The sequence below is a fragment of the Rhodococcus sp. NPDC127593 genome (genome assembly GCF_042671975.1).
Taxonomy (GTDB): Bacteria; Actinomycetota; Actinomycetes; order Mycobacteriales; family Mycobacteriaceae; genus Rhodococcus_F.
This window is the reverse complement of the sequence record NZ_JBHXWI010000031.1, coordinates 1-21,599: the sequence shown is the minus strand read 5'-3', so window position 1 is coordinate 21,599 and position 21,599 is coordinate 1. Positions and strand designations below refer to the sequence as shown.

Annotated in this window: 20 protein-coding genes; 16 read left to right on the top strand and 4 right to left on the bottom strand. The window is 64.1% G+C overall.

Features of this window, described 5'->3' with window-relative positions; genetic code table 11:
• Positions 1–48 precede the first annotated feature (48 nt).
• Both ACFVJ3_RS27115 and ACFVJ3_RS27110 read left to right on the top strand, forming a co-directional pair.
• Positions 49–366 (top strand): 2Fe-2S iron-sulfur cluster-binding protein, encoded by a 318-nt coding sequence (locus ACFVJ3_RS27115; protein ID WP_378454997.1) that lies wholly within the window; start codon positions 49–51, stop codon positions 364–366.
• Positions 367–370: 4 nt separating this feature from the next.
• Positions 371–796 carry a DUF2834 domain-containing protein gene (locus ACFVJ3_RS27110; protein ID WP_378454996.1) on the top strand — a complete coding sequence of 142 codons (426 nt, stop codon included), beginning with the start codon at positions 371–373 and terminating at the stop codon, positions 794–796.
• A 63-nt stretch (positions 797–859) separates the two neighbouring features.
• Here ACFVJ3_RS27110 and ACFVJ3_RS27105 read toward each other — a convergent pair whose 3' ends face one another.
• Positions 860–2,173: an NlpC/P60 family protein gene (locus ACFVJ3_RS27105; protein WP_378454995.1), complete on the bottom strand. Its 1,314-nt coding sequence runs from the start codon at positions 2,171–2,173 to the stop codon at positions 860–862.
• A 366-nt stretch (positions 2,174–2,539) separates the two neighbouring features.
• On the opposite strand from ACFVJ3_RS27105, the gene ACFVJ3_RS27100 reads away from it, so the two are divergent.
• The 14 genes from ACFVJ3_RS27100 (at position 2,540) to ACFVJ3_RS27035 (ending at position 17,982) form a co-directional block, all read left to right on the top strand.
• Positions 2,540–3,643: an NAD(P)-dependent alcohol dehydrogenase gene (locus ACFVJ3_RS27100; RefSeq protein WP_378454994.1), complete on the top strand. Its 1,104-nt coding sequence runs from the start codon at positions 2,540–2,542 to the stop codon at positions 3,641–3,643.
• 52 nt (positions 3,644–3,695) lie between these two features.
• Positions 3,696–4,490 (top strand): MlaE family ABC transporter permease, encoded by a 795-nt coding sequence (locus tag ACFVJ3_RS27095; protein WP_378454993.1) that lies wholly within the window; start codon positions 3,696–3,698, stop codon positions 4,488–4,490.
• A gap of 141 nt (positions 4,491–4,631) precedes the next feature.
• On the top strand, positions 4,632–5,408 hold the full coding sequence (locus ACFVJ3_RS27090) for an MlaE family ABC transporter permease (RefSeq protein WP_378455082.1): 777 nt from the start codon (positions 4,632–4,634) through the stop codon (positions 5,406–5,408).
• A 1-nt stretch (position 5,409) separates the two neighbouring features.
• Positions 5,410–6,573, top strand: a complete 1,164-nt coding sequence (locus ACFVJ3_RS27085) for an MCE family protein (RefSeq protein WP_378454992.1) — start codon at positions 5,410–5,412, stop codon at positions 6,571–6,573.
• Positions 6,573–7,574: an MCE family protein gene (locus ACFVJ3_RS27080; RefSeq protein ID WP_378454991.1), complete on the top strand. Its 1,002-nt coding sequence runs from the start codon at positions 6,573–6,575 to the stop codon at positions 7,572–7,574. The genes ACFVJ3_RS27085 and ACFVJ3_RS27080 overlap by 1 nt, the downstream gene beginning before the upstream one ends.
• Positions 7,574–8,575 (top strand): MCE family protein, encoded by a 1,002-nt coding sequence (locus ACFVJ3_RS27075; RefSeq protein ID WP_378454990.1) that lies wholly within the window; start codon positions 7,574–7,576, stop codon positions 8,573–8,575. Before ACFVJ3_RS27080 ends, ACFVJ3_RS27075 begins: the two co-directional genes overlap by 1 nt.
• A complete protein-coding gene (locus ACFVJ3_RS27070) occupies positions 8,575–9,789 on the top strand; it encodes an MCE family protein (protein WP_378454989.1) in 1,215 nt (404 codons plus the stop codon). Before ACFVJ3_RS27075 ends, ACFVJ3_RS27070 begins: the two co-directional genes overlap by 1 nt.
• Positions 9,786–10,925 (top strand): MCE family protein, encoded by a 1,140-nt coding sequence (locus ACFVJ3_RS27065; protein WP_378454988.1) that lies wholly within the window; start codon positions 9,786–9,788, stop codon positions 10,923–10,925. Before ACFVJ3_RS27070 ends, ACFVJ3_RS27065 begins: the two co-directional genes overlap by 4 nt.
• Entirely contained in the window at positions 10,925–12,412 is a 1,488-nt protein-coding gene (locus ACFVJ3_RS27060; RefSeq protein WP_378454987.1) for an MCE family protein, read from the top strand. Before ACFVJ3_RS27065 ends, ACFVJ3_RS27060 begins: the two co-directional genes overlap by 1 nt.
• On the top strand, positions 12,388–12,984 hold the full coding sequence (locus ACFVJ3_RS27055) for a hypothetical protein (protein ID WP_378454986.1): 597 nt from the start codon (positions 12,388–12,390) through the stop codon (positions 12,982–12,984). Before ACFVJ3_RS27060 ends, ACFVJ3_RS27055 begins: the two co-directional genes overlap by 25 nt.
• Positions 12,981–13,511: a hypothetical protein gene (locus tag ACFVJ3_RS27050; RefSeq protein WP_378454985.1), complete on the top strand. Its 531-nt coding sequence runs from the start codon at positions 12,981–12,983 to the stop codon at positions 13,509–13,511. Before ACFVJ3_RS27055 ends, ACFVJ3_RS27050 begins: the two co-directional genes overlap by 4 nt.
• Positions 13,512–13,567: 56 nt before the next feature.
• On the top strand, positions 13,568–14,608 hold the full coding sequence (locus ACFVJ3_RS27045; RefSeq protein ID WP_378454984.1) for an ABC transporter ATP-binding protein: 1,041 nt from the start codon (positions 13,568–13,570) through the stop codon (positions 14,606–14,608).
• 61 nt (positions 14,609–14,669) lie between these two features.
• The gene (locus ACFVJ3_RS27040; RefSeq protein ID WP_378454983.1) at positions 14,670–16,115 is read left to right on the top strand and encodes an aldehyde dehydrogenase; all 1,446 of its coding nucleotides are present in this window, start codon (positions 14,670–14,672) and stop codon (positions 16,113–16,115) included.
• Positions 16,116–16,314: 199 nt separating this feature from the next.
• The gene (locus tag ACFVJ3_RS27035) at positions 16,315–17,982 is read left to right on the top strand and encodes an AMP-binding protein (protein ID WP_378454982.1); all 1,668 of its coding nucleotides are present in this window, start codon (positions 16,315–16,317) and stop codon (positions 17,980–17,982) included.
• A 141-nt stretch (positions 17,983–18,123) separates the two neighbouring features.
• Here ACFVJ3_RS27035 and ACFVJ3_RS27030 read toward each other — a convergent pair whose 3' ends face one another.
• From ACFVJ3_RS27030 to ACFVJ3_RS27020, 3 genes are all read right to left on the bottom strand, one after another.
• Entirely contained in the window at positions 18,124–19,272 is a 1,149-nt protein-coding gene (locus ACFVJ3_RS27030) for a response regulator transcription factor (protein WP_378454981.1), read from the bottom strand.
• Positions 19,269–20,348: a response regulator transcription factor gene (locus tag ACFVJ3_RS27025; protein WP_378454980.1), complete on the bottom strand. Its 1,080-nt coding sequence runs from the start codon at positions 20,346–20,348 to the stop codon at positions 19,269–19,271. The genes ACFVJ3_RS27030 and ACFVJ3_RS27025 overlap by 4 nt, the downstream gene beginning before the upstream one ends.
• Before the next feature lie 208 nt (positions 20,349–20,556).
• Positions 20,557–21,396, bottom strand: coding sequence for an extradiol ring-cleavage dioxygenase (locus ACFVJ3_RS27020; protein WP_378454979.1), 840 nt, complete (start codon positions 21,394–21,396; stop codon positions 20,557–20,559).
• Positions 21,397–21,599: the final 203 nt, after the last annotated feature.

Sequence of the window (21,599 nt, the reverse complement as noted above, 5' to 3'; positions counted from 1 at the left end):
AGATGACCCTCGGCGCACCACCTTCGAGTGAGAAAGTGCCCTCAGCGCATGACGAAAGTTACCTATCACCTGCCGGACGGGTCGACGGAGCACGTCGATGTCGAACCCGGCGAGACGCTCATGAACGCAGCGCTCCGCAACAACCTTCCCGGCATCGTCGCCGAATGCGGCGGCAGTTGCGCCTGCGCTACGTGCCACGTCCACCTCCCGAAGCAATACACCCGCTTCTTCGCCGAACCGACCGACGAGGAGACGGATCTGATCGCCTATCTCGACGCCGCGGACGACGAGTCCCGTCTCTCCTGCCAGCTTGTCGTCGCTGACAGCGAGGCCGAGATCCACGTCCGCGTCGCTGACAGCAGGTGAGGTCGTGACCACGCAGTTGCGCGGGAACACCGCAATGAAAGTCCGACACGCCTTCTACGTCGTCGCCGGGATCGCGGCGCTACTCCTGACCTGGCCGTTCGCGTTCGACTGGATGCGCGACGGCGGAAACATCCTCAACCCGGTCGAATTCTTCGGAGACGGAATCGAGCCGGGCGGCACCGGCGCTTTCCTGAGCATCGACATGCTGATCGCGTGGACGGTCTTCATCGTCTGGGTGCTCACGGACACCGCACGGATCGGCATGGGCCGGAAGTGGGGCGTGGTCTTCGTGCTCTTGTCCTATATCGGCGTCTCCATGGCGTTCCCGTTCTATCTCGTTGCTCGCGAACGCTTCCTGGCGCGCGCCGCCTACGGTCGACCGGACGCGTCGACACCGGACAACCCGGCGTCCCGTGTCGGGCGAGGCTAGGGACCAACCGAGGCCCCTACGTCGAGAGCTGCTCGACGTAGGGGCCTCGCCCCGTTCGACCTCCTACGACACCACTCGCCGCGCCTTCATGCCCTCGAAGACCGGTGCGACCCGAACTACGTCACCCGTCGTCGGCGCGTGCACCATCTGACCGTTTCCCAGATAGATCGCCACATGGCCGGGCCCTCCCGAGCCCCAGTTGCCGAACAACAGATCGCCCGGACTCGCGTCGGACAGCGGGACCTCGACACCGACGTTCCACTGGGTCTCCGACGTGCGCGGGAGGATGAGTCCGGCGGTCGCGTCGTACACGGCGTATGACGTCAGACCGGAACAGTCGAACCCTCCGGAGGACGGGCCCTTCACGCTGCCGCCACCCCATACGTACGGCAAGCCGAGATACTGCATCGCTGCCTGGACGATGCGACCACCCACACCCCCCGAATCACTTCGCAGGAGTTGCAGAACCGACGCGAACCGCTCCTCCGACGCACGGATCTTCGCGACATACGGCCTGGTCTGGTTCTCGTAGTCGTCAGTCCCTCTGGGCATTCCCCCGAATTGGCGTACCGCTCCGATCCCTGCGTTGTATCCGGCGAGAGTCAGGTCAAGGGTGTCGCCGGAGACGAGACCCTCCACCTTCCACTGATCGATCTCGCTATACATGTCGCACAACAGGTTCCCGGATGCCATCACAGAATCGGCGACTCCGAGAACGTCCGCCTTTCCATCGCCGTCGGCATCCTTGCCGTATCGCGCCCAGGTGCCCGGCATGAACTGTCCGGGTCCACGCGCACCCGACGGTGACAGCGGTGAGGTGACTCCGTACCGAAACCCGTTCTCGACGGAATACAGCGCTGCGAGAACGGGCGCGGTGATTCCCTCGCAGATTCCGCCCGCCTTCGTGAACCAGGGGACGAACACGGCGATCGAGCCGATCGGCATCGGACCGGCTGCGACGTTGCTGGCGACAACACCCTCCGCGCGCGGAATTAATTCCGGCACAGTGCTGTCGGCAACGACCGACTCCTCTGCAGACCCGACCACCTCGGGCTCCGCGGATGCCCCCGGCAGCGACTCGTCGATGCCGATATCAGGAGGAACCGCAATGACGGGTGGCGGCAGGAACGGCGCCACCGCGCTCTGCGCCGTCTCGGCAGCCGTGTCGACTGCCTGCCGAGCGGGCTCGCGGGAATGTTCGGGCAGCAATTCGATGTAGTCGTCGATGGTCACGTCGACGGCTGCCGCCTGATCCGCCACCGCGGAAATCTGCTGCATGGCGAAATCTTCTGCCGCATCGGGCATATCGGCACCCTGGACGATGCCGCCGATTGCGGCGGCGACCCCCATGATGAGCGCCGAAGGATCAACAGACACTGGTTCCTCCTGAGATGGGACATCGATCGAGATGATCGCGGAATGTGATTCAAGTCTCTCTTCATGCGTGCACTCGACGCGTCACACCATGGGGTGTTTTCGGTACTTCGTCGGGGGCATCGAGTTCCCGCGGCCCACCGACTGCCGGTCCTGCGTCGCCTCCGACACACGAGCCTCGGCTCCGCGTGGAGAAGTTTCACAGGGGGACAGGACCCCTCGTGTGCCGTAGTCCCATCGGGGGTAAAAGGGGGGAGATTGGAGCGAACTTGCCGCTCATCCCTGTTTCCAGAGCTTGTGATCTACCTAACATCGCACCTACGCAAGTGATGCCCGTCCTCGGGCGAACACCTGAAATGAGGAGCAGTCGTGCAGATCACCGCCGCCGTAGTCCACGAAGTCGCGGGCGACTTCGCCATCGAGACCGTGTCTCTGAGCGAACCCGCGGAACACGAAGTCCTCGTCGAGATCGCCGGCGTCGGTCTCTGCCACACCGATCTGGCCGTCAAGGAGGGCCATCTCCCGTTCCCCCTTCCGGGCGTCGTCGGCCACGAAGGTAGCGGCACGGTCGTGAGGGTGGGATCGGGAGTCACCAAGGTCGCTGAAGGCGACAAGGTCGCCATCAGCTTCAACAGTTGCGGCCAGTGTGCCCACTGCGGGAAAGGCGAGCCTGCGTACTGCCACAACTTCATGGCGTTCAACTTCGGTGGTGTGCGCCCGGACGGCAGTTCGGCACTCAGCGTGGGGGACGTCTCGCTCGGCGGCAACTTCTTCGGGCAGTCCTCCCTCGCGACACATGCCATCGCTCATGAACGCAATGTCGTGAAGGTCGCAGACGATGCCCCTCTCGAACTCGTCGGTCCGCTCGGCTGTGGAATCCAGACCGGCGCAGGCGCGGTGTTGAACTCTCTCGACATCGCTCCAGGATCTTCACTGGTCGTCGTCGGCGCGGGTTCGGTCGGCCTGGCGGCCGTGCTTGCCGCCGTGGTCCGCGAGGTCGGCGTGATCATCGTCGTCGAACCTCACGAGTCGCGGCGCGAGCTCGCGCTGTCTCTCGGCGCGACCCACGTGGTCGATCCTGCGGACGGTGCCCTCTCCGAACAGATTCGGGCAGTGGTGCCCGACGGCGTCGACTACGCGATCGACACGACGGCCCTACTGCCCGTGCTGGACCAGATCCTGCAGTCACTGGGTGTCCGGGGCTCCCTCGGCCTGATCGGGGTCCCCGCCGACCCGACCGCCACAATCCCGATCGGCATGATGTCGACGCAGCTGTTCGGTCTGACGATCCGCGGGATCGTCGAGGGGGATGCCGACCCCGACACGTTCATTCCGTACCTTCTCGATCTGCACCGACAGGGCAAATTCCCGTTCGACAAGTTGATCACGACAATGCCGTTCTCACAGATCAACGAAGCTGTGGCCGTGCAGCATCGAGGTGAGGCCGTGAAGGTCGTCCTCGTCCACGAATGATGACCCGCTCCGCCGTATCGGATGCTCCGAAAACAATGAGGAAGGCCGTTCGATGTCAGTTGATCTGAAAGCCCGCCCGTCGAGGGCGAGCGCTGTCAGGAAAGGCATCCAGGTCGCGCCGACGGCCGTCGGCGCGTTCTACGCGACGTCGATGGAGACGTTCCGATGCATGTTCAAGCGCCCCTTCCACGCTCGCGAATTCGTTCAGCAGGCGTGGTTCATCGCCGGTGTGTCGATCATGCCGGCGCTGCTGATGGCGATTCCCTTCTGCATGATGTTCGTCTACCAGATCAATATTCTGCTGGCCGAGATCGGTGCTGTCGACCTCAGCGGGGCCGGCGCGGGTGTCGCGATCATCCGTGAAATCGGGCCGGTGGTCACCGTTCTCGTGGTTGCCGGCGCCGGTTCTACGGCGATCTGCGCCGATCTGGGTTCGCGAACGATTCGCGAGGAGATCGACGCGATGAAGGTGTTGGGAATCGATCCGATTCAGCGCTTGTGTGTGCCGAGGGTGCTGGCGTCGACTCTGATCGGGATGTTTCTCAATGGTCTGGTGTCTGCAGTCGGGTTGGTGGGCGGTTACTTTGCGACGGTCTACATGCAGGGTGCGTCGCCGGGGCAGTACGTCACGGCCATCTCGATCCTCACGGGACTGCCCGACTTCCTTGTCAGTGAGGTGAAGGCGGCGGTGTTCGGCATGCTTGCCGGTCTCGTCGCGTGTCATCTGGGACTCAACGCGAAGGGCGGACCCAAGGGAGTGGGAGACGCCGTGAACCAGACCGTCGTGTTCAGCTTCCTGCTGCTCTTCCTCGCGAACTCGGTTATCACCACTCTTGCGCTGCACTGACAGCGCTCAACACCTAGCCGCACAGGCGGCTGTCAACGGGAGAATTCTGTGTCGAAAGCTACTCGGGCCGCCGGGGCGAGACCACAAGTTGCCGGGCTCGCGCTCCGCGCGGTCGGTGCACCGGTTGGTCATCTGGAGGAGATGGGCAGGCAGCTCCACTTCTACAGCCACGCCGTCACCTCGATCCCGCACACAGTTCGGCGTTACCGCAAGGAAACGATCCGGCTGCTCGCCGAGGTCAGCATGGGTACCGGTGCCCTTGCGGTGATCGGGGGAACCCTGGTGGTCATCTCGCTTCTCACCACCGCGGTCGGCTACGAGGTCGGCCAGCAGGGAGCGACCTCGATGGGCCGCATCGGAATCGGTGCGCTGTCCGGATTCATCTCTGCATTCTTCAATACCCGGGAGGCGATTCCCGTCATCGCCGGCATCGCGCTGACCGCAACGGTCGGTGCGGGTTTCACCGCGCAACTCGGTGCGATGCGGGTGAGCGAAGAGATCGACGCCATGGAGACCATGTCGATCCCGTCGCTGCCGTACCTGGTGACCACTCGCGTCACAGCCGGGGTCATCGCGGTGATTCCGCTGTATGCGGTGGCGTTGTTCGTCGGGTACGTGGCCACGCAATTGGTCACCGAGTACCTCGGTGAGGCGAGCGGAACGTACCAGCACTATTTCAACGTCTTCCTCGTGCCGAGTGATGTCGCGTGGTCGATGGTGAAGGTGCTCGCGATGTCGGTGGTGGTGATGTGTGTGCACTGCTACCACGGCTACAACGCGAAGGGCGGGCCGGCGGGAGTCGGTGTCGCGGTCGGACGTGCCGTGCGCACATCCCTGATCTCGATCATGGTCATCGACCTTCTCGTCGGAATCGCCGTCTACGGTGGCTCCGCCGGCGCCGTGAAAGTGTCGGGCTGACATGGGTGGCCATATCGAAGAGCGGAGCCGCCGCGTCTACGCGCTCCTGGGTGTGTGTCTGATCGCGTTGATGGCAATCGCGACCGCAGTGTCTGTCGGCATCTACCGCGGATTGTTCCATTCGACCGTCCCGGTCACGCTGTACTCGGTGCGGTCAGGGCTGATGCTCGAACCCGGCTCGGACATCAAGATGCGCGATGTCGTCGTCGGCCGGGTGTCGAAGGTACAACTGGTCGACGACCGGGCCGAGATCATCATGGACATCGACGAGAGCCGAACGTCGGCGATCCCGGAGAACATCACGGCCGTGATCGATCCGACCACATTGTTCGGACGCAAGTTCGTCACGCTGGTGCAACCGGAACATCCGTCGGCGACTACCGTGTCGGCGGGGTCGGTGGTTCGGGGCACCGGTGTGGCCACCGAGGTGAACGATCTCCTCGATTCGCTGGTGACGGTGCTGCGGACCGTGGAGCCGCAGAAGGTCAACGGGACGTTGAATGCGTTGTCGACCTCGTTGCAGGGCCGCGGGGACCAACTCGGCGACATGATGGTCGAGCTCGACGCCTACTTGTCCGAGTTCAACGGCAGCCTTCCCACGTTGCAGCGCGATCTGGTCAAGGGTGCGGAGGTCTCCGACGTCCTCGCCGACGCCGCTCCGGAGCTGCTGCGGACCGTCGATCATGTGAGTACCACCGGTGACACGGTGACCGAACGGGAACAGCAGTTGAGCGCCTTCCTGCTCAGTTTCAGCGGATTCGGCAACAGCGGACGAAGCTTCTTCGAGGCCTCAGGCGACCCCCTCGAGAAATCGCTCGATGCGCTGGAGCCGACGACGGCACTGCTCGCCCAGCATGCGCCGATGTACCCCTGCTTCCTGGCGAGCATGGATCAGACCAACAGGTACCTCGAGCGCACCGTCGGCGGTAGCGATCAGGCCGGGCTGAACATTCTCGGCACTCTGCTGATGGGTGATCCGCCGTACACGTACCCGGAGAACGCGCCGAAGAACGGTGCGGACGGCGCACCGCGGTGCTATGACCCCGCGCAGGCACCCGGCCATACCGACTTCGACGACGGCAGCAAGGCCTACCAGCCCGCGCACGGAATCGAAGATCTGATCGGTAACCCAGTCGCGCAGTTCATGTTCGGAGGTGCACGCTGATGACGAAGGCACCGGGAATAAAGTTGCTGATCTTCGTCCTGGTTACGTCGTTGACGGGATTCGGTGTGGCGACGGTGGTGGGCAATATGCGCTTCGGCAGCACGAACACCTATCAAGCCGTGTTCTCGAATGCGTCCGGACTGGGCAACGGCGAAGACGTCAAAGTCGGTGGTGTGCCGATGGGAAAGGTGAAAGAGGTGGAGTTGGCCGGAGACGGCACGGCAGTGGTGTCGTTCTCCCTCTCCACGGAACGCCCGCTGACTGCGGGGACGACGGCGCGGATCAAGTACAAGAACCTGATCGGTGACCGTTACGTGGAGCTCTCGAACGGGCCCGGTGCGATCGGAGCGCTCGACGGCCCGATCCCACTCGAGCAGACCACGCCGGCGCTCGACCTCGACCAGGTGGTCAACGGCTTCCGGCCCCTCCTACAGGGTCTCGACCCGGATCAGACCAATCAACTGTCCGCCTCTCTGATCGAGGTACTGAACGGCCAGGAAGCAAGCATCGGACGCCTGGTGACTCAAATCGGCACCCTGAGCAACACATTGGCGGACCGGGATCAAGCGATCGGTCAGGTGGTGAGCAATTTCAACACCGTGGTCGGGACCGTGAACAATCGCGGTGACCAGTTCTCCGCACTGATCGACCAACTCCAACGACTGGTCGCGGGCCTCGACGGCGACCGTGACCTGATCACCAACTCCCTGGTGAACATCGACCATGTCACGGACAGTCTCGCAGGAGTTATCGACCAGAATCGGCCGGCGATTGCGCAGGACGTGGTCGCGCTGGGCGATCTCGCGGGCAACCTCAACGCGAATACCGACACCCTGAACATGGTGCTGTCCACGCTGCCCGAGAACTACCGCCTCATCGGCCGCGTCGCGGGTTACGGAAGTTTCGTGAACTTCTTCGTCTGTGGTCTCGCTATCAAGTACGCGCCCGGGCCCGGTGGACTCACACCGATGTTCAAGGCCCCCGCAGAAAGGTGCCAGTGATGGCTCAGAAGTCATTCCTCGAGCGCGATGCGTTCCGCATGGGCCTGATCGGAACAGCCGTGCTGATCGGAGTCCTGTTTCTTGCGCTCAACTTCAACTCGATCCCCGGCATCAACAGGGCCACGAATTACCATGCCGAATTCGCCGATGCCAGCGGCCTCGCAGTGGGTGACACCACGCAGATCGCCGGCGTGAAAGTCGGAGAGGTGAAGAAGCTTTCGATCGCCGATGGAAAAGTCGACGTGGAATTCGACGTGGACAGCGGTGCGGTCGGGCTCGGTGAGGACGCGACGGCGGCGATCAAGGTCGAAACTGCTCTCGGTCGGCGGTACGTGGAGATCACTCCGGGACGTCACGGCGAACTCGCCGACAACGCGACCATCCCGCTGGCCCAAACCAGCTCCGGATACGACATCACCCGGGCGCTCGAGGAGGTCACCGACAAGGTGTCGGAGACCGACACCGTCAACCTGTCCGGCGCACTCGAGCAGGTCTCCTCGGTTGAAGACGAGCTTCCGCCCGACCTGCGGTCCTCTCTCGACGGCCTGTCCCGCCTGTCCGACACGGTGGCGAGCCGCGACGACGAACTGCGTCAGCTGCTCTCGGGTGCCGCCGACGTGTCCCGGATCCTCGCGGACCGAGACGTCCAGGTCGCCACGCTGTTCGGCCAAGGGCAGTCGCTCTTCACCGCACTGAACAGCCGGGCGGACACCATCCATCGCGTGCTCGTGCAGTCACGTCAGGTGGCCGATGCACTCACCGGGCTTTCCCGCGACAACGCAGCAACACTCGGACCCACTCTCGATCAGTTGAAGACTCTGGTGGCCACATTGAACAGCAATTACGACAACATCAACGCATCGCTGACCGGCCTCGAACGGTTCGCGAAGCAGGTCGGCGAAGCGGTGGGCAGCGGTCCGTTCTTCGGGGTGCTCCTCCACAACATCGTTCCCGCCAACCTCTCCGGGCAGCTTCCGGGGAGCTTCGGGGGGCCGCGCTGATGGCATCGGTACGTGAGATGGCACGGGCACTTCCGGCGAGACTGCTCGCCGTGGTGATCGCGGTCGCCCTCGTCGGGTTGCTGACCGCCGCCTGGATCCAGAATCACTCCATCAACCACGTCACGGCGTATTTCCGGAACACCACCGGCATGTACGTCGGGGACCGGGTGATGATTCTCGGTGTCGAGGTCGGCCGCATCACGACGATCGAGCCGGACGGTGAGCGGGTCCGGGTGGAATTCGACTACGACAACGAGTACGACGTCCCCGCCGACGCGAAGGCGGCGGTGGTCGCCCCGACTTTGGTCACCGGTCGCTACATCCAACTCGCACCTGCGTACTCGGGTGGGGCGACCCTTTCCGACGGTGACGAGATTCCCCTCGACCGGACCGCTGTCCCGGTCGAGTTCGACGAGATCAAGAAGCAGGTGGTCAAGCTCAGCGAGGACGCCGGCCGCACTCCGGAGCATCCGGACGGTTCGCTCAATCGCTTCGTCAGCAGCACCGCCCGGACACTGGACGGGACGGGCACAGCGCTGCACGATTCCCTCACCCACCTCTCGGACGCCGCCACCACCTTGAACGCGAGCGGCGAGGATCTGTTCGGCACCGTCGAGAACCTTCAGAAATTCACCACCGCCCTCGCTGCCAGCGACCAGCAGATCCGGGCGTTCAGCGGCGAACTCGCAGACGTGTCGGGGCTCCTCAATGCCAACCGCACCGAACTCGACGCGGTGCTGAGCAGCATGCTGACGACGTTCCAGGAAGTCACGAAGTTCATCGAGGACAACCGTGGCGCGCTGGTCGACAATGTCGGGCAGCTCGAGGACATCACCCGGTTACTCGTCGACCGCCAGGACACCCTGATGTCGATCCTGCACTCCGGTCCGACGGCACTGTCCGACTTCTACAACATCTACGATTCCGACGCCAATTCGTTGACTGGCGCGCTCGCTGTGCCTGAGATGCCGGACCCGCGCTCGCTCATCTGCGCACTCTTGACCACGGTCGATGCTCCGGGCGACGAATGCAACACGGCTGCGGGCGCTTTCGCGGCACCATTGGTCAACGCCGCGGTGCGGCAGGCGATACCGGCAGCGGTTCCCGCCCCACTCCCCCCGGGGACCACGCCGGGCGCTCCCGCACCGAATGATCCCGTCGCCTCCATCACCCAAAGTCTGCAGAACCTCATTCTTCCGGAGGGACCACGATGACGAACTCTCTGCGGAGATCGGCGCTCACGGCGACCATGCTCGTCGCCGTCGTGGCCGGGGCGGCCGGCTGCCGATTCGACGGAATCAATTCGATCGGGCTGCCCGGCAACGCGGTCGGAGGCGACGCCCACGAGGTGACAGTCGAGCTGGCGGACATCCAGAATCTGGTCGGAAACTCACCGGTGAAGGCCGACAACGTCATCGTGGGAAACATCAGCCACATCACGGGTGACAACTGGGGCGCCAAGCTGACCCTCGAGCTGGATCCGGACGCAGAAATCCCCGCAAACGTCAGCGCCAAGCTCGCGCAAACCAGTGTGCTCGGCTCCCAGTACCTCGAGCTGACCGTGCCGCCCGGTACGGAGGCTGTCGGCAGACTCGCCGACGGCGACGTGATCCCCCTCGCCCGCACCAGTCAGTACCCGTCGACCGAAGAGGTGCTCTCGGCACTTGCGCTCGTCCTGAACGGAAGTGGCTTGCAACAGATTCGCACCGTGACCTCCGAGCTCAATCACGTTCTGGGTGGCCGGGAGGAATCGCTGCGCAGCCTGTTCGGCAACCTCGAAGAGTTCGTCGGCGGTGTCGACCAACAGCGCGACGACATCGTCCGGGCGATCGACGGACTGGACCGCCTCGGCGCTGAACTCGCCAGTCAGAATCAGACGATCGACCGGGGGATCACCTCGATCCAACCGGCACTGCAGGTACTCGACGAACAGCAGAAACAACTCACCACGATGCTGAACGACGTGGGACGGTTCGGTGAGGTCGCCACCGAGGTGCTCGAGAGCAGCCGCGACGACCTCGACGCCAATCTGCGGTCGCTGCAGCCGGTGTTGTCGCAGCTCGCTGCGGCCGGCGACCACCTCCCGGAAGCGTTGAAGATCGCGGGAACGATCCCGTTCCCGGTGACAACCACTCAGCGCGCCGTCAGGGGCGACTACATGAATCTCTTCCTCACCCTCGACGTCAGCGCCGAGACGGTTGGCGGCAAGGTCCTCGGCAGCATCCCCCTCGACGAGCTCGCGGGACTGAACCCTGCCCGCCAGGCCGTGGATCCTCTCCTGGCACCCACCGGTGCAACGACATCCGGCCGACCCGCGACGTCCGCACCGCAGAACGGAGCACCACGCTGATGAGATCGAAACTCGTTCGCTTCCAACTCATCGTGTTCACAGTGGTGGCAGTTCTCGCCGTCGGCAACGCCGCAGTCAACTACCTCGGGTTGAAGAGGGTCACCGGGATCGGGATGTACACGATCACGGCCGAATTCGATCGCGCCGGAGGCCTCTACGTCAATTCCCTCGTTACCTACCGCGGCGTCGACGTCGGCGTCGTGAAGTCGATCGACCTGGGCCCCGATCGGGCGTCCGCAGAATTGCAGCTGGATTCGGACTTCGCGATTCCCAGCGACAGCCAGGCATTCGTCCGCAGTGTCTCGGCCATCGGCGAGCAGTACCTGGACGTGGTTCCGGCGTCGTCCGAGGGTCCCTTCCTCGCGGATGGTGATGTGATCACGAAGGAGAACACCGAAATCCCGGTGCCTGCCTCCGAGGTCGTCGACAAGGTGAACGTGCTCCTGTCGGAGCTGCCCAAGGACGATCTCCGAGTCACCGTCGACGAGGCCTACACCGCCTTGGACGGCGCCGGACCGGCCCTGTCGCAGCTCATCGACTCCTCGCGGCCCTTGATCGAACTCGCGCAGGCGAAGATCGGCACCACGAGGACCCTGCTCGACGACGCCGAGCCCGTCCTCGAGGCCGGAATCGACTCGCGGGCAGACATCGCGAGCTTCTCCCACGATCTCTCCTCGTTCTCCGAGCAGTTGGTGATGAGCGACTCGCAGGTCCGCGGTGTCCTCGACAACGGATCACAGTTCTTCGACACGGTCAGCGGCACACTCGACGACGTCCGACCCACCGTTCCGCTGCTGCTGGCGAACCTCCAAACGGTCGGTGAGGTCGCGCGAGTGAACATCCCGGGTATTGAGCAGATCCTGGTGATCTACCCGGCCGTGTCGGCATCGATCAACTACATGCACCGGGGAGTCCAGGGCGAGGACCGGGTGTACGGTCAGGGCGCCCTCGACGTCAAGCTCGGCAACTCCGCGAACCCGCTCCCCTGCACCGAGGGTTACCAGGAAACGCAGCGTCGCGACCCCAGCGATGTCAGCGCGATCCCCGCACCGGAGAATTCGTACTGCAAGCTGCCGCAGGCCGACCCTCGGGTCGCACGAGGGGCACGGAACATCCCCTGCGCGACGAATCCTGCGGTGCGCACCGCGGAAATCGCGAACTGCCCTGGGGGTCTGCCGTCCACCTGGCCGGAAATGCTGGCCCGGCCCGGCCAACCGTACGTCCCGCCGTCGACCGACACCGGCGCTCCGAGCACCGGACCGATCTCGACCCCGCCGACCCCGGACGCCACCGAACCCGGGACCGCCACGCCGGCCTCGTGGACGACCCCGCAAGGCTTCACCGGTAGCAACGGATCCCTCAGCGTCCCCTATGACCCGGTCACCGGAAACTTCCGGGCACCGAACGGCGATCTCTACTCGATCGCCAGCGTTTCTGCACCACACTCGAAGGAGGAATCAACATGGCAGGCACTTCGGCTCCGGTAGAGGTCGAGACCCACCTCGACCAGCCCAGCCTCGACCGACCCGGGGACGACGTCCCGGCGACGACAACCGACTCCGAGGAGCGGGTACCGACGCGCGGATTCCTCATCGGCCTGGCCGCGACCGCGGTGATCGCGATCGCCGCCCTCGTCGTCGGCGGCGTCTCGTGGACCAACCTACGCACCGAACAAGCCGCACAGTCCCGAGGCGAGCAGGTCCTCGAGACGGCGCGGCAGGTGGTGGTCAACCTCGTGACACTGCGGCATCAAAGCGTGGACGAAGACATCCAGCGCGTCGCGGACGGCACCACAGGACCGTTCCGGGACCAATTCACCAGCGCATCGGGAAGTTTCGGTGACGTATTGAACCAGGGCCAGGTCGAGTCGACCGGTGAAGTAAAGGAAGCCGGACTCGTCGAGTCCGACGACGACCACGCCGTGGTCCTCGCCGCCGTGACCTCCACGGTCAAGAACACCGAGGCACCCGACGGCGAGATCCGCGTCTACCGCATGAAGGTCTCGCTCGATTCGGTGGACGGCAACTGGCTCGTCTCAGATGTGGAGTTCGTAGCATGAGAAACACACTCACCCGGATCCCCGAGGCCATAGCCACCTGGTCCTACGCGCGTCGACGAGCCACCCGCTACCTCGCCGTGCTTCTCGCCGCCGCACTGGTCGCGGTCGCGGCCGCCATCACCCTCCAGGTCCACGATCACCGCCAGATCAACAGCGCGGAGGCACAGGCGCGTGAACGCGCCACTCAGCTGGTCGCCGACGTGTTGTCGTACGACTTCAACACCATCGACACGCATTTCACCGACGTACTTCCCAGTCTCGGTGGCGATCTCCGCGGCCAGTTCGACAGTGTCGGCAAAGAGGTCATCATTCCGTCGGCGAAACAGCGCCAGGTCGTCACCTCGGCGACCGTCGTCGAATCCTCCATCGTGTCCGCGTCGAAAGACGCGGTGATGCTGCTGTTCTTCGTCAACCAGTCGACCACCAGCACCGACAGCGCCGCACCGAAGTTGGACGGAAGTCGCGTGCGGGTCGGCATGACCGAGCAGGAGGGTACGTGGGTCATGACGGAGATGACTCCGGTCTGACCGCTTCCCCGAAAAGCAGGGATCAGTCGATGTTTTCGCAAACCTAGGAGGTAGTCGTGGGAGTCGAGGTATCCGTCGAGGGACTGACCAAGTCGTTCGGCTCACAGAGAATCTGGCAGGACGTCACGTTGACCCTTCCCACCGGTGAGGTCAGTGCGTTGCTCGGGCCGTCAGGTACGGGTAAGTCGGTGTTCCTGAAGTCGCTGATCGGTCTGCTCCGCCCGGAGCAGGGCTCGATCGTGATCGACGGCACCAACATTCTCGAGTGCTCGTCCAAGGAGCTCTACGAGATCCGCAAGCTGTTCGGTGTGCTGTTCCAGGACGGTGCCCTGTTCGGCTCGATGAACCTGTACGACAACGTGGCGTTCCCGCTGCGCGAGCACACCAAGAAGTCCGAGTCCGAAGTCCGCAAGATCGTCATGGAGAAGATGGAACTCGTCGGCCTGCTCGGAGCCGAAGACAAGCTGCCCGGCGAGATCTCCGGTGGTATGCGCAAGCGCGCGGGCCTGGCCCGGGCACTGGTGCTGGACCCGCAGATCATCCTCGTCGACGAGCCGGACTCGGGTCTGGATCCGGTGCGTACCACCTACATCTCGCAGACGTTGATCGACATCAACGCCGAGATCGATGCGACGATCCTGATCGTCTCGCACAACATCAACCTCGCCCGCACGGTGCCCGACAACATCGGCATGCTGTTCCGCCGGCAGCTGGTGATGTTCGGCCCCCGCGAGGTGCTGCTCACCAGCGACCAGCCGGTCGTCAAGCAGTTCCTGAACGGCACCATGATCGGCCCGATCGGCATGTCGGAGGAGAAGGACGAGGCCACCATGGCCGCCGAGCAGGCCATGGTCGACGCCGGCCACCACGCCGGTGGTGTCGACGACGTCGAGGGCATCGTCCCGCAGATGAAGGCGACGCCGGGGATGCCGTTCCGGCAGGCCGTCACCCGCCGCCAGGAACGCGTCCGCGACATCATGCACACCCTGCCGGAGAACGCACAGATCGCAATCCAGGAAAGCTTCGAGGAGAGCTTCGGCCCCTACGACGACACCGAGGATTTCTCGATCTACGAAGAACCCCTCGAATCCGTGTGATCCAACTTCCCAGTTCACGACTCGGCAACAGAAACATCCAGATCAACGAGAGGAACCCGTCATGACGACGAACAACAACGCCTTCTTCATCGGAGGCGAATGGCATGCGCCCACCTCGAGTGGCGTGATCACGGTGGTATCGCCCAACGACGAACAGGTGGTGGGCCACACCCCCGATGGCGCCGAACCCGACATGGACGCCGCCGTGGACGCGGCACGCCGGGCATTCGACGATCCGACCGGGTGGTCGCAGTGGGAACCGGCACGGCGAGCGCAGGCGCTGGGACGCCTGGCAGATGCGCTCGACAAACGGGCCCAGGAGATGGTCCAGGCGGTGAGCTCACAGAACGGCATGCCCGTCGCGGTCGCGGAGAAGCTGGAAGCGGTTTTCCCGCAGATTCTGCTCCGCTACTACGCCGGCCTGATCGAGAACGACTCCTTCGAGGAGACGCGGCCGGGTCTGCTCGGCGGATCGACTCTCGTGACCAAGACCCCGATCGGCGTCGTCGGCGCGATCGTCCCGTGGAACTTCCCGCAGGCGCTCGCCGCGTTCAAATACGCTCCTGCCCTGGCTGCCGGGTGCACGATCGTCATCAAGCCGTCCCCCGAGACGGTCCTCGACAGCTACGTTCTCGCGGAAGCGATCGAAGAGGCGGCCCTGCCGGCGGGCGTGATCAACATCGTGCCCGGTGGTCGCGAACTGGGCGCGTACCTGGTCTCGCATCCCGGCATCGACAAGGTGGCGTTCACCGGGTCGTCGACTGCCGGCCGCAACATCGCCGAAGCCTGCGGCCGACTGCTCCGGCCTGTCACGCTGGAACTCGGTGGAAAGTCGGCGGCGATCATCCTCGACGACGCGAATCTGGATCTCGCCACCGTCGGCGAACAGCTGTTCGGCGCGACCATGTTGAACAACGGCCAGGTCTGCTACCTCGGCACCCGCATCCTGGCACCGCAGTCGCGCTACCAGGAAGTGGTCGACACGTTCAGCGCTCTGGCCGGGTCACTGACCGTAGGGAGTTCCCTCGACCCCGCCACGATGATCGGACCGATGGCCAGCGTCCGGCAGCGCGACCGGGTCGAGTCCTACATCGCGAAGGGCAAGGGCGAGGGCGCCCGGATCACGGTCGGTGGTGGACGCCCCGCGGACCTCGAGAAGGGATGGTTCGTGGAACCGACCATCTTCGCGGACGTCGACAACAACTACACGATCGCCCAGGAGGAGATCTTCGGCCCCGTGCTGTCGATCATTTCGTATCGGGACGACGAGGACGCTGTCCGCATAGCCAACGACAGCGACTTCGGTCTCGGCGGCACCGTCTTCACCGCCGATCACGACCACGGGGTTGCCGTCGCCCGGCGCATCCAGACGGGAACCGTCGGCATCAACGGCTACCTTCCCGATCCGACGGCGCCCTTCGGGGGAGTCAAGGCCAGTGGTCTCGGACGCGAACTGGGACCGGAGGCCCTGTCCGCCTACCTGGTGCCGAAGTCGATCTACCTGTAAGGGTCTGTGCGGGTGCGGCGCTCGCGGCGCACCCGCATCGCTCCACGCACCACTCATCCCAATGGGGTATTTCCCTCACCTCGAAGGATGAGAACGCGTCCGATTCATACCTATCCCCTCTCGGTCGGCATTATGGTTCGACCAATCACTTTGGCCTGTCTCCTGTCGAGGAGAGGCACCTGAAAGCAAGGATCCGCACATGGATGTCATGGAACACGCGGGCGCGATTCTCCCCGAGGACCGCTACAGTGCGAGCACCCTCGAGGCGTTCCGATCGAACGGGTACTGGCGCGACGAGAGCCTGGCCGAACATGTGGATCGCTGGGCGATGATCGACCCGGACTTCGTCGCCGTCACCGACGGATACGGAACTCTCACGCGCGGTGAACTTCGAGCGCAGGCGTACCGTCTCGCCGCGTCCCTGCAGAAGCTCGGTGTCGAGCGCGGTGACCGCGTTCAGGTCCAGTTGCCGAACTGGAACGAGTTCGTGGTCATCTACGTGGCGCTCGCCCGGATCGGGGCCGTCCTCGTGCCCACCATGCCGGTGTACCGGCACGACGAGGTGCGGTACGTACTGGAGCACTCCGGAGCCAAGATCTCCTTCGTCACCGAGGAATTCCGGAAGTTCCGGTACACGGACATGCTGGCCGAGGTGCGTGCCGAAGTGCCCGGCCTCGAGCACGTCGTTGTTGTGCGCGGGACGGCAGGCGCCGGCGAGATCGTCTTCGATGAGCTGATTGCCGGCAACCATGTACCCGGCGACGACGAACTCGGACCGCCACCGCCCGCGGATGCTGCCCACGCCATCATCTACACATCGGGAACCGAGTCGCGCCCGAAGGGCTGCCAACATACCTTCAACACACTGTCTTTCACCGCTCACGGACTCGGCGGGCAGGTTATGGGCCTAAACCCCGACGACGTGATGTTCATGCCCTCCCCCGTCACCCATGCGACAGGACTGGCCGTGGGTGTGGCGACACCGTTGATCCTCGGAAGTGGGATCCACCTTCTCGACGTGTGGGAGCCCAACGAGGGACTCCGGCGTATCGCGGAGTTCAAGACGACAGTGAGCATGGCCGCGACACCATTCCTCCAGATGGCACTCGGCGCCATCGATGCCGGTGCCGACCATGACGTCAGCGCGATGCGACTCTGGGTCAGTGCCGGCGCACCGATACCCGAAACACTTCTGCGGGAATGGAAGACGGCACTACCCGACTGCACACTCCTACCGGTATACGGCAGTAGCGAAGGGCTACTGGTGACGGCAGTGCGTGTAGACGACCCAGACGAGAAGGTGCTCTCTTCCGACGGGCGGGCCTTCGATGGTGTCGATCTCGAGATCCGCGACGAAGAGGGTGCTGTGGTTCCGGCGGGCGAGGAAGGCCAGATCTTCTACGGAGGCCCGGGAATCTTCCTCGGATACTGGCGCGACCCCGAGCGCACGGCCGCGTCGGTCGACGCACGTGGGTTCCTCTCCTCGGGTGACCTCGGCCGCGTCGACAAAGACGGCTACCTCCGAGTCACGGGACGGATCAAAGATCTCATCATCCGCGGCGGCATGAACATCTCGGCACGGGAGGTGGAGGAACACCTCCTGGCACATCCGCACATCATCGCGGCGGCAGCTGTGTCCATGCCCGACGTGCGTCTCGGCGAGAAGGTGTGCGCTTTCGTCGTCGCCAACGGCCCCGCACCAACTCTGAACGAACTCGCCGACTTCCTCCGAATCGAGCGCAAGGCCATGGTGCAGAAGATTCCCGAGAAGCTGGTTATCGTCGATCAACTCCCCACCACCGCGACCGGGAAGATCCAGAAGTTCCTTCTCCGAGAGCAAGCGGCCGAACCGGTTGCCGACGCCTAGGTCCTGTCAAGGGCACAACGCCGCCCCCATTGCCGAGGCAACGGGGGCGGTATTCGTCTACGTGGTGAGGCTGTCAGCAACGCACAAACTTCGGTGGCCGCGATGGTCTGGCTGCGCGCGTGGGACTTTCGTGGAACCTGTTCATCGTTGACCGGTGATCGCGAGATAGCGGTAGATCGCCTCGGACCGGTTCATGGCGCCCAGCTTGCGAAGTATCTTCTTGACGTGCGTCTTCACCGTGAAGATGCTGATGACGAGCTCGTTCGCGATCTCGGCGTTCGATGCGCCCCGGACCAGCAACGTGAACACCTCGCGCTCACGAGTCGTCAGCGATTCCAGCGCAGCGGGATTCAGATCGCCGTGGGACGTACCGGGCAACGACGAGACCTGCTCGGCCGAGGTCTCGTCGAGAAAGCTGACATCCGCGTGTTCGAGAAGCTCGGCTTCGCGGGCTTCCTGTTGCAGGCGTTGGACTATCACATTCTTCTGTTCACTGAGGCGGTCGGCCAGCATCGCCCGTTCGAACAACGTCCCGAAACCGCGGGCATATGCCCCGAGCGTGTCCCGGACCACAACGTTCACCGGGTCCCCGGAAGGTCGACTGCCGTGCACGAGACCGATGACACCGGTCGAAACGGTGATCGGGGCAACCACATAGGAGTCGGCGGCAAGCATCTGCACGACCTCGTCACTCGGCCGAACGTCGGCGTTCGGCCCTGCGAGTACCGCGGATCGGGTCTCGCACGCCCGGCTCTCGGCTGATTCGAAGCCGAGGGGTAACGCCTGTAAAGAACTCAGGTCCCCGTCCGACCTCGTCGAGCTGTGGAGTTCGAGCGCAATCCACGTGCCGTTGTGTACCTCGGACAAGAGTATTCGGTCGAGTTGCGCTGCGTTCGCAGCCTCGAAGCAGATTCGTTTACGAAGACCGGCAACGGACTCCGAGCCGCGTAACCGCCGGATCGCGCTGGCGAACTCGGCGGGTTGCACGGCGTGACCCGGACCTTCGTGCACCGTGCGAATCCGCATGCGCGTCTCCTGAAGGTCGACGATGAGGCGACCGAGCGCTCGTTGCTGCTCGGGGCCGAGCTCGGGGAACTTCGACAGAGCAGATTCTGTGGCCTCGTCGAGGAGCGCCATCTGGGTGCCGAGCGAGACAACGCGGATCTCGTGGGAGCGGGGGCCGACGCCGTAGTCGTCGCGCAGCCGATCGAGGAGAACGATGACCGCGTGTGACAACTCGCGGTCGGTCGTCGACCTGACGGTGGCTCGCCCCTCCGTCTTCCCTGTCATCTCGCTCGTCGGGCCTGACTCGAGTAGAGGGCCGTCGCCGCGGCACGAGTCGGTGCGTGCAGCTTCTTGAGCACGGCTTTTACATGCGACTTCACGGTGCCCTCTGAGATGACCAGTGCCTGCGCAATCTGATTGTTGGTGGCCCCGGTTGCGAGGTGGGACAGGATCTCACGCTCCCGGACGGTCAGCATGCTGTTGATTTCGAGCACCCGGTTCTCTGCCGGCTCGTCGGTGGAACCGTCGACCCTTGCTGCAGCCTGATGAGAGAGAATCGCATCCGCCTTCGAGATCCGGTCCAGCATCGTCTGGGTTGCGTCGAACGACTCCTCGACCCGGGCCCGCTGCAGTTGGATTCGGTGCTTCAGCACCGCTTGTTCGTAAACGATGGCCAGAATGGTCGCGAAGGTGTCCAACCGATCTCGGTCGTCCGGATCGAGAACATCCACCGACCCTGGCCGATCGGCGTGGAGCAGTCCGATGACCTTGCCTCCGGACATGACGGGCGCCGCGACGTACGCCGACGTCCGAGATCGACTGACGATCTCCCTGTGCGTGCGGTCGTCGTCGGCTGGGGCCGCGACCAGCGCGGGAACTCGGCGTCGGACCAGCTCGGTTTCCAAAGGCGCTTCAGCCAGGGACAACACCGCAGAGTCGACGTAGTCGGAGAAGTCGAGAGGTGAGCCGTCGAGCGCGGGCTGCAGATAGAGGCGGCGGGGCTGCCACAGAGAACCGGAAACAGCTGAGATCATCGAGCGTGCGAAGGGTAATTGTGTACACACCACCTCCGGCGCCGCCTCGATGATCTGTCTCGGGGGAAGTCCCCGGAGCGTCACTGCAGCGTCGTGCACCTCGCCCAGCTCCGCGATCCGGCGAATCGCCTCTGTTCTCGCGATCTCCTCCTGAAGACGTTCGATGTCGACGAGAGCCTGGCAAGCGTCTCCGATATCGGTCTCGGCGAGCTGCCCCTCGGTCAGCGCGTCGACAAGGCGACGTCGTGTTGCTCCGAGCGACCCTGACAACGTGGGAGAGCCGAGACCGGCGTGGTGATCGTGGTCGACCAGCAGCTTCCTGGCCATACCGATACACTCAGCCGCTTGCTGCACGAGATCCGCTTGATCAGGATCCATTGACGTCTTCGTCCGGCTCACTTCTCGTCACACCTCCGGCCGCATTGGCACACCACTCGACATGATTGTTGTGACTGGCATCACTCTGCAGTCTAGCCCAATCGCCTAACTATAGTCCAATGGTATGACCGATTAGCTCGACCGCGGGCACGCTGATCTACCCTGAGTACACGGCAAATGCCTTGTTGGAGTTGAAGACGTCAGTCACCACGAGGTCGGACCACTCCCGGCGCAGGCCGAGCTCCTCGACCGCACCGAGCATGCAGAACCAGTTGAGAATTTCGTGCTGGCCGGCGTCGACGACCTCTGTGCTGGTGTAGTTGCGCATCAGCGCGAAGTCGTCTTCCAGCAGCGCCTTGTAGATTCGCAGGTCGGCTTCGGTATCGGGACGCATATGCCACAGCTTGTCGGCCAGGAAGGCGTGCGACCAGCTCGAGGAGGCGACGAACGCCACCCTGAGATCGCGGTCGCGGAAATGTTGCGCGACCGCTCGACCTACTTGGAAGCACCGTGCCGGCGTCGGGCCCGAGGGGTCGAGGACCTCCGATTCGATGTCGGCGAACCTGGCCAATCCACCTTTGCGCGCGATGGCGTGCTGCCCATAGCAATTGACCGTCATCGGGATGAAGGGGTATGACATCTCGGCGCCTGCGTTGGCGTAGTCGAGGAACAATTGCGTGTTCAGAATGGCGTGCGGAAAATGTGCGGCAGTGCGCTTCTTGTACGAGTAGGCCATGTCGAATCCGCGCTCGATCAGGCCGTCGGCGAGTTGTCTGGCTCCCGACGCGTCACCATGCATCACGATCTCGAAATCGTCCGGCTTCCCCCAGAAGTTCGGACTGCCTCTCTCGTTCATCACCTCGAAGGCGGGCACCTCGAGGTCTCCGTAGGCGAGCACGCAGAACGGTGGCACCACCTCCTCGCGAAAATTCTCGTACTGGTCGTCGCCCCACACCACGACGACGTCGGGGGCGAACTCGTCGACCGCGTCACGCACGCGAGCCAGATTCGCCACCAACTCCGCACGATGCGCCGCTGCGGCAGCGGTTCCACCGTCGTCGGACCACTCGCGACGCATACGGTCCGGCCAGTGGGCCGGGTCCTTCGAGGTTGTCCCGGGTCTCGTAGAAGTTTAGGTGGCGGTCCCCCCGCTCGAGACCTGCCGTGTGGTAGGTGTCGGGCGTCCGCCAAAGACACACC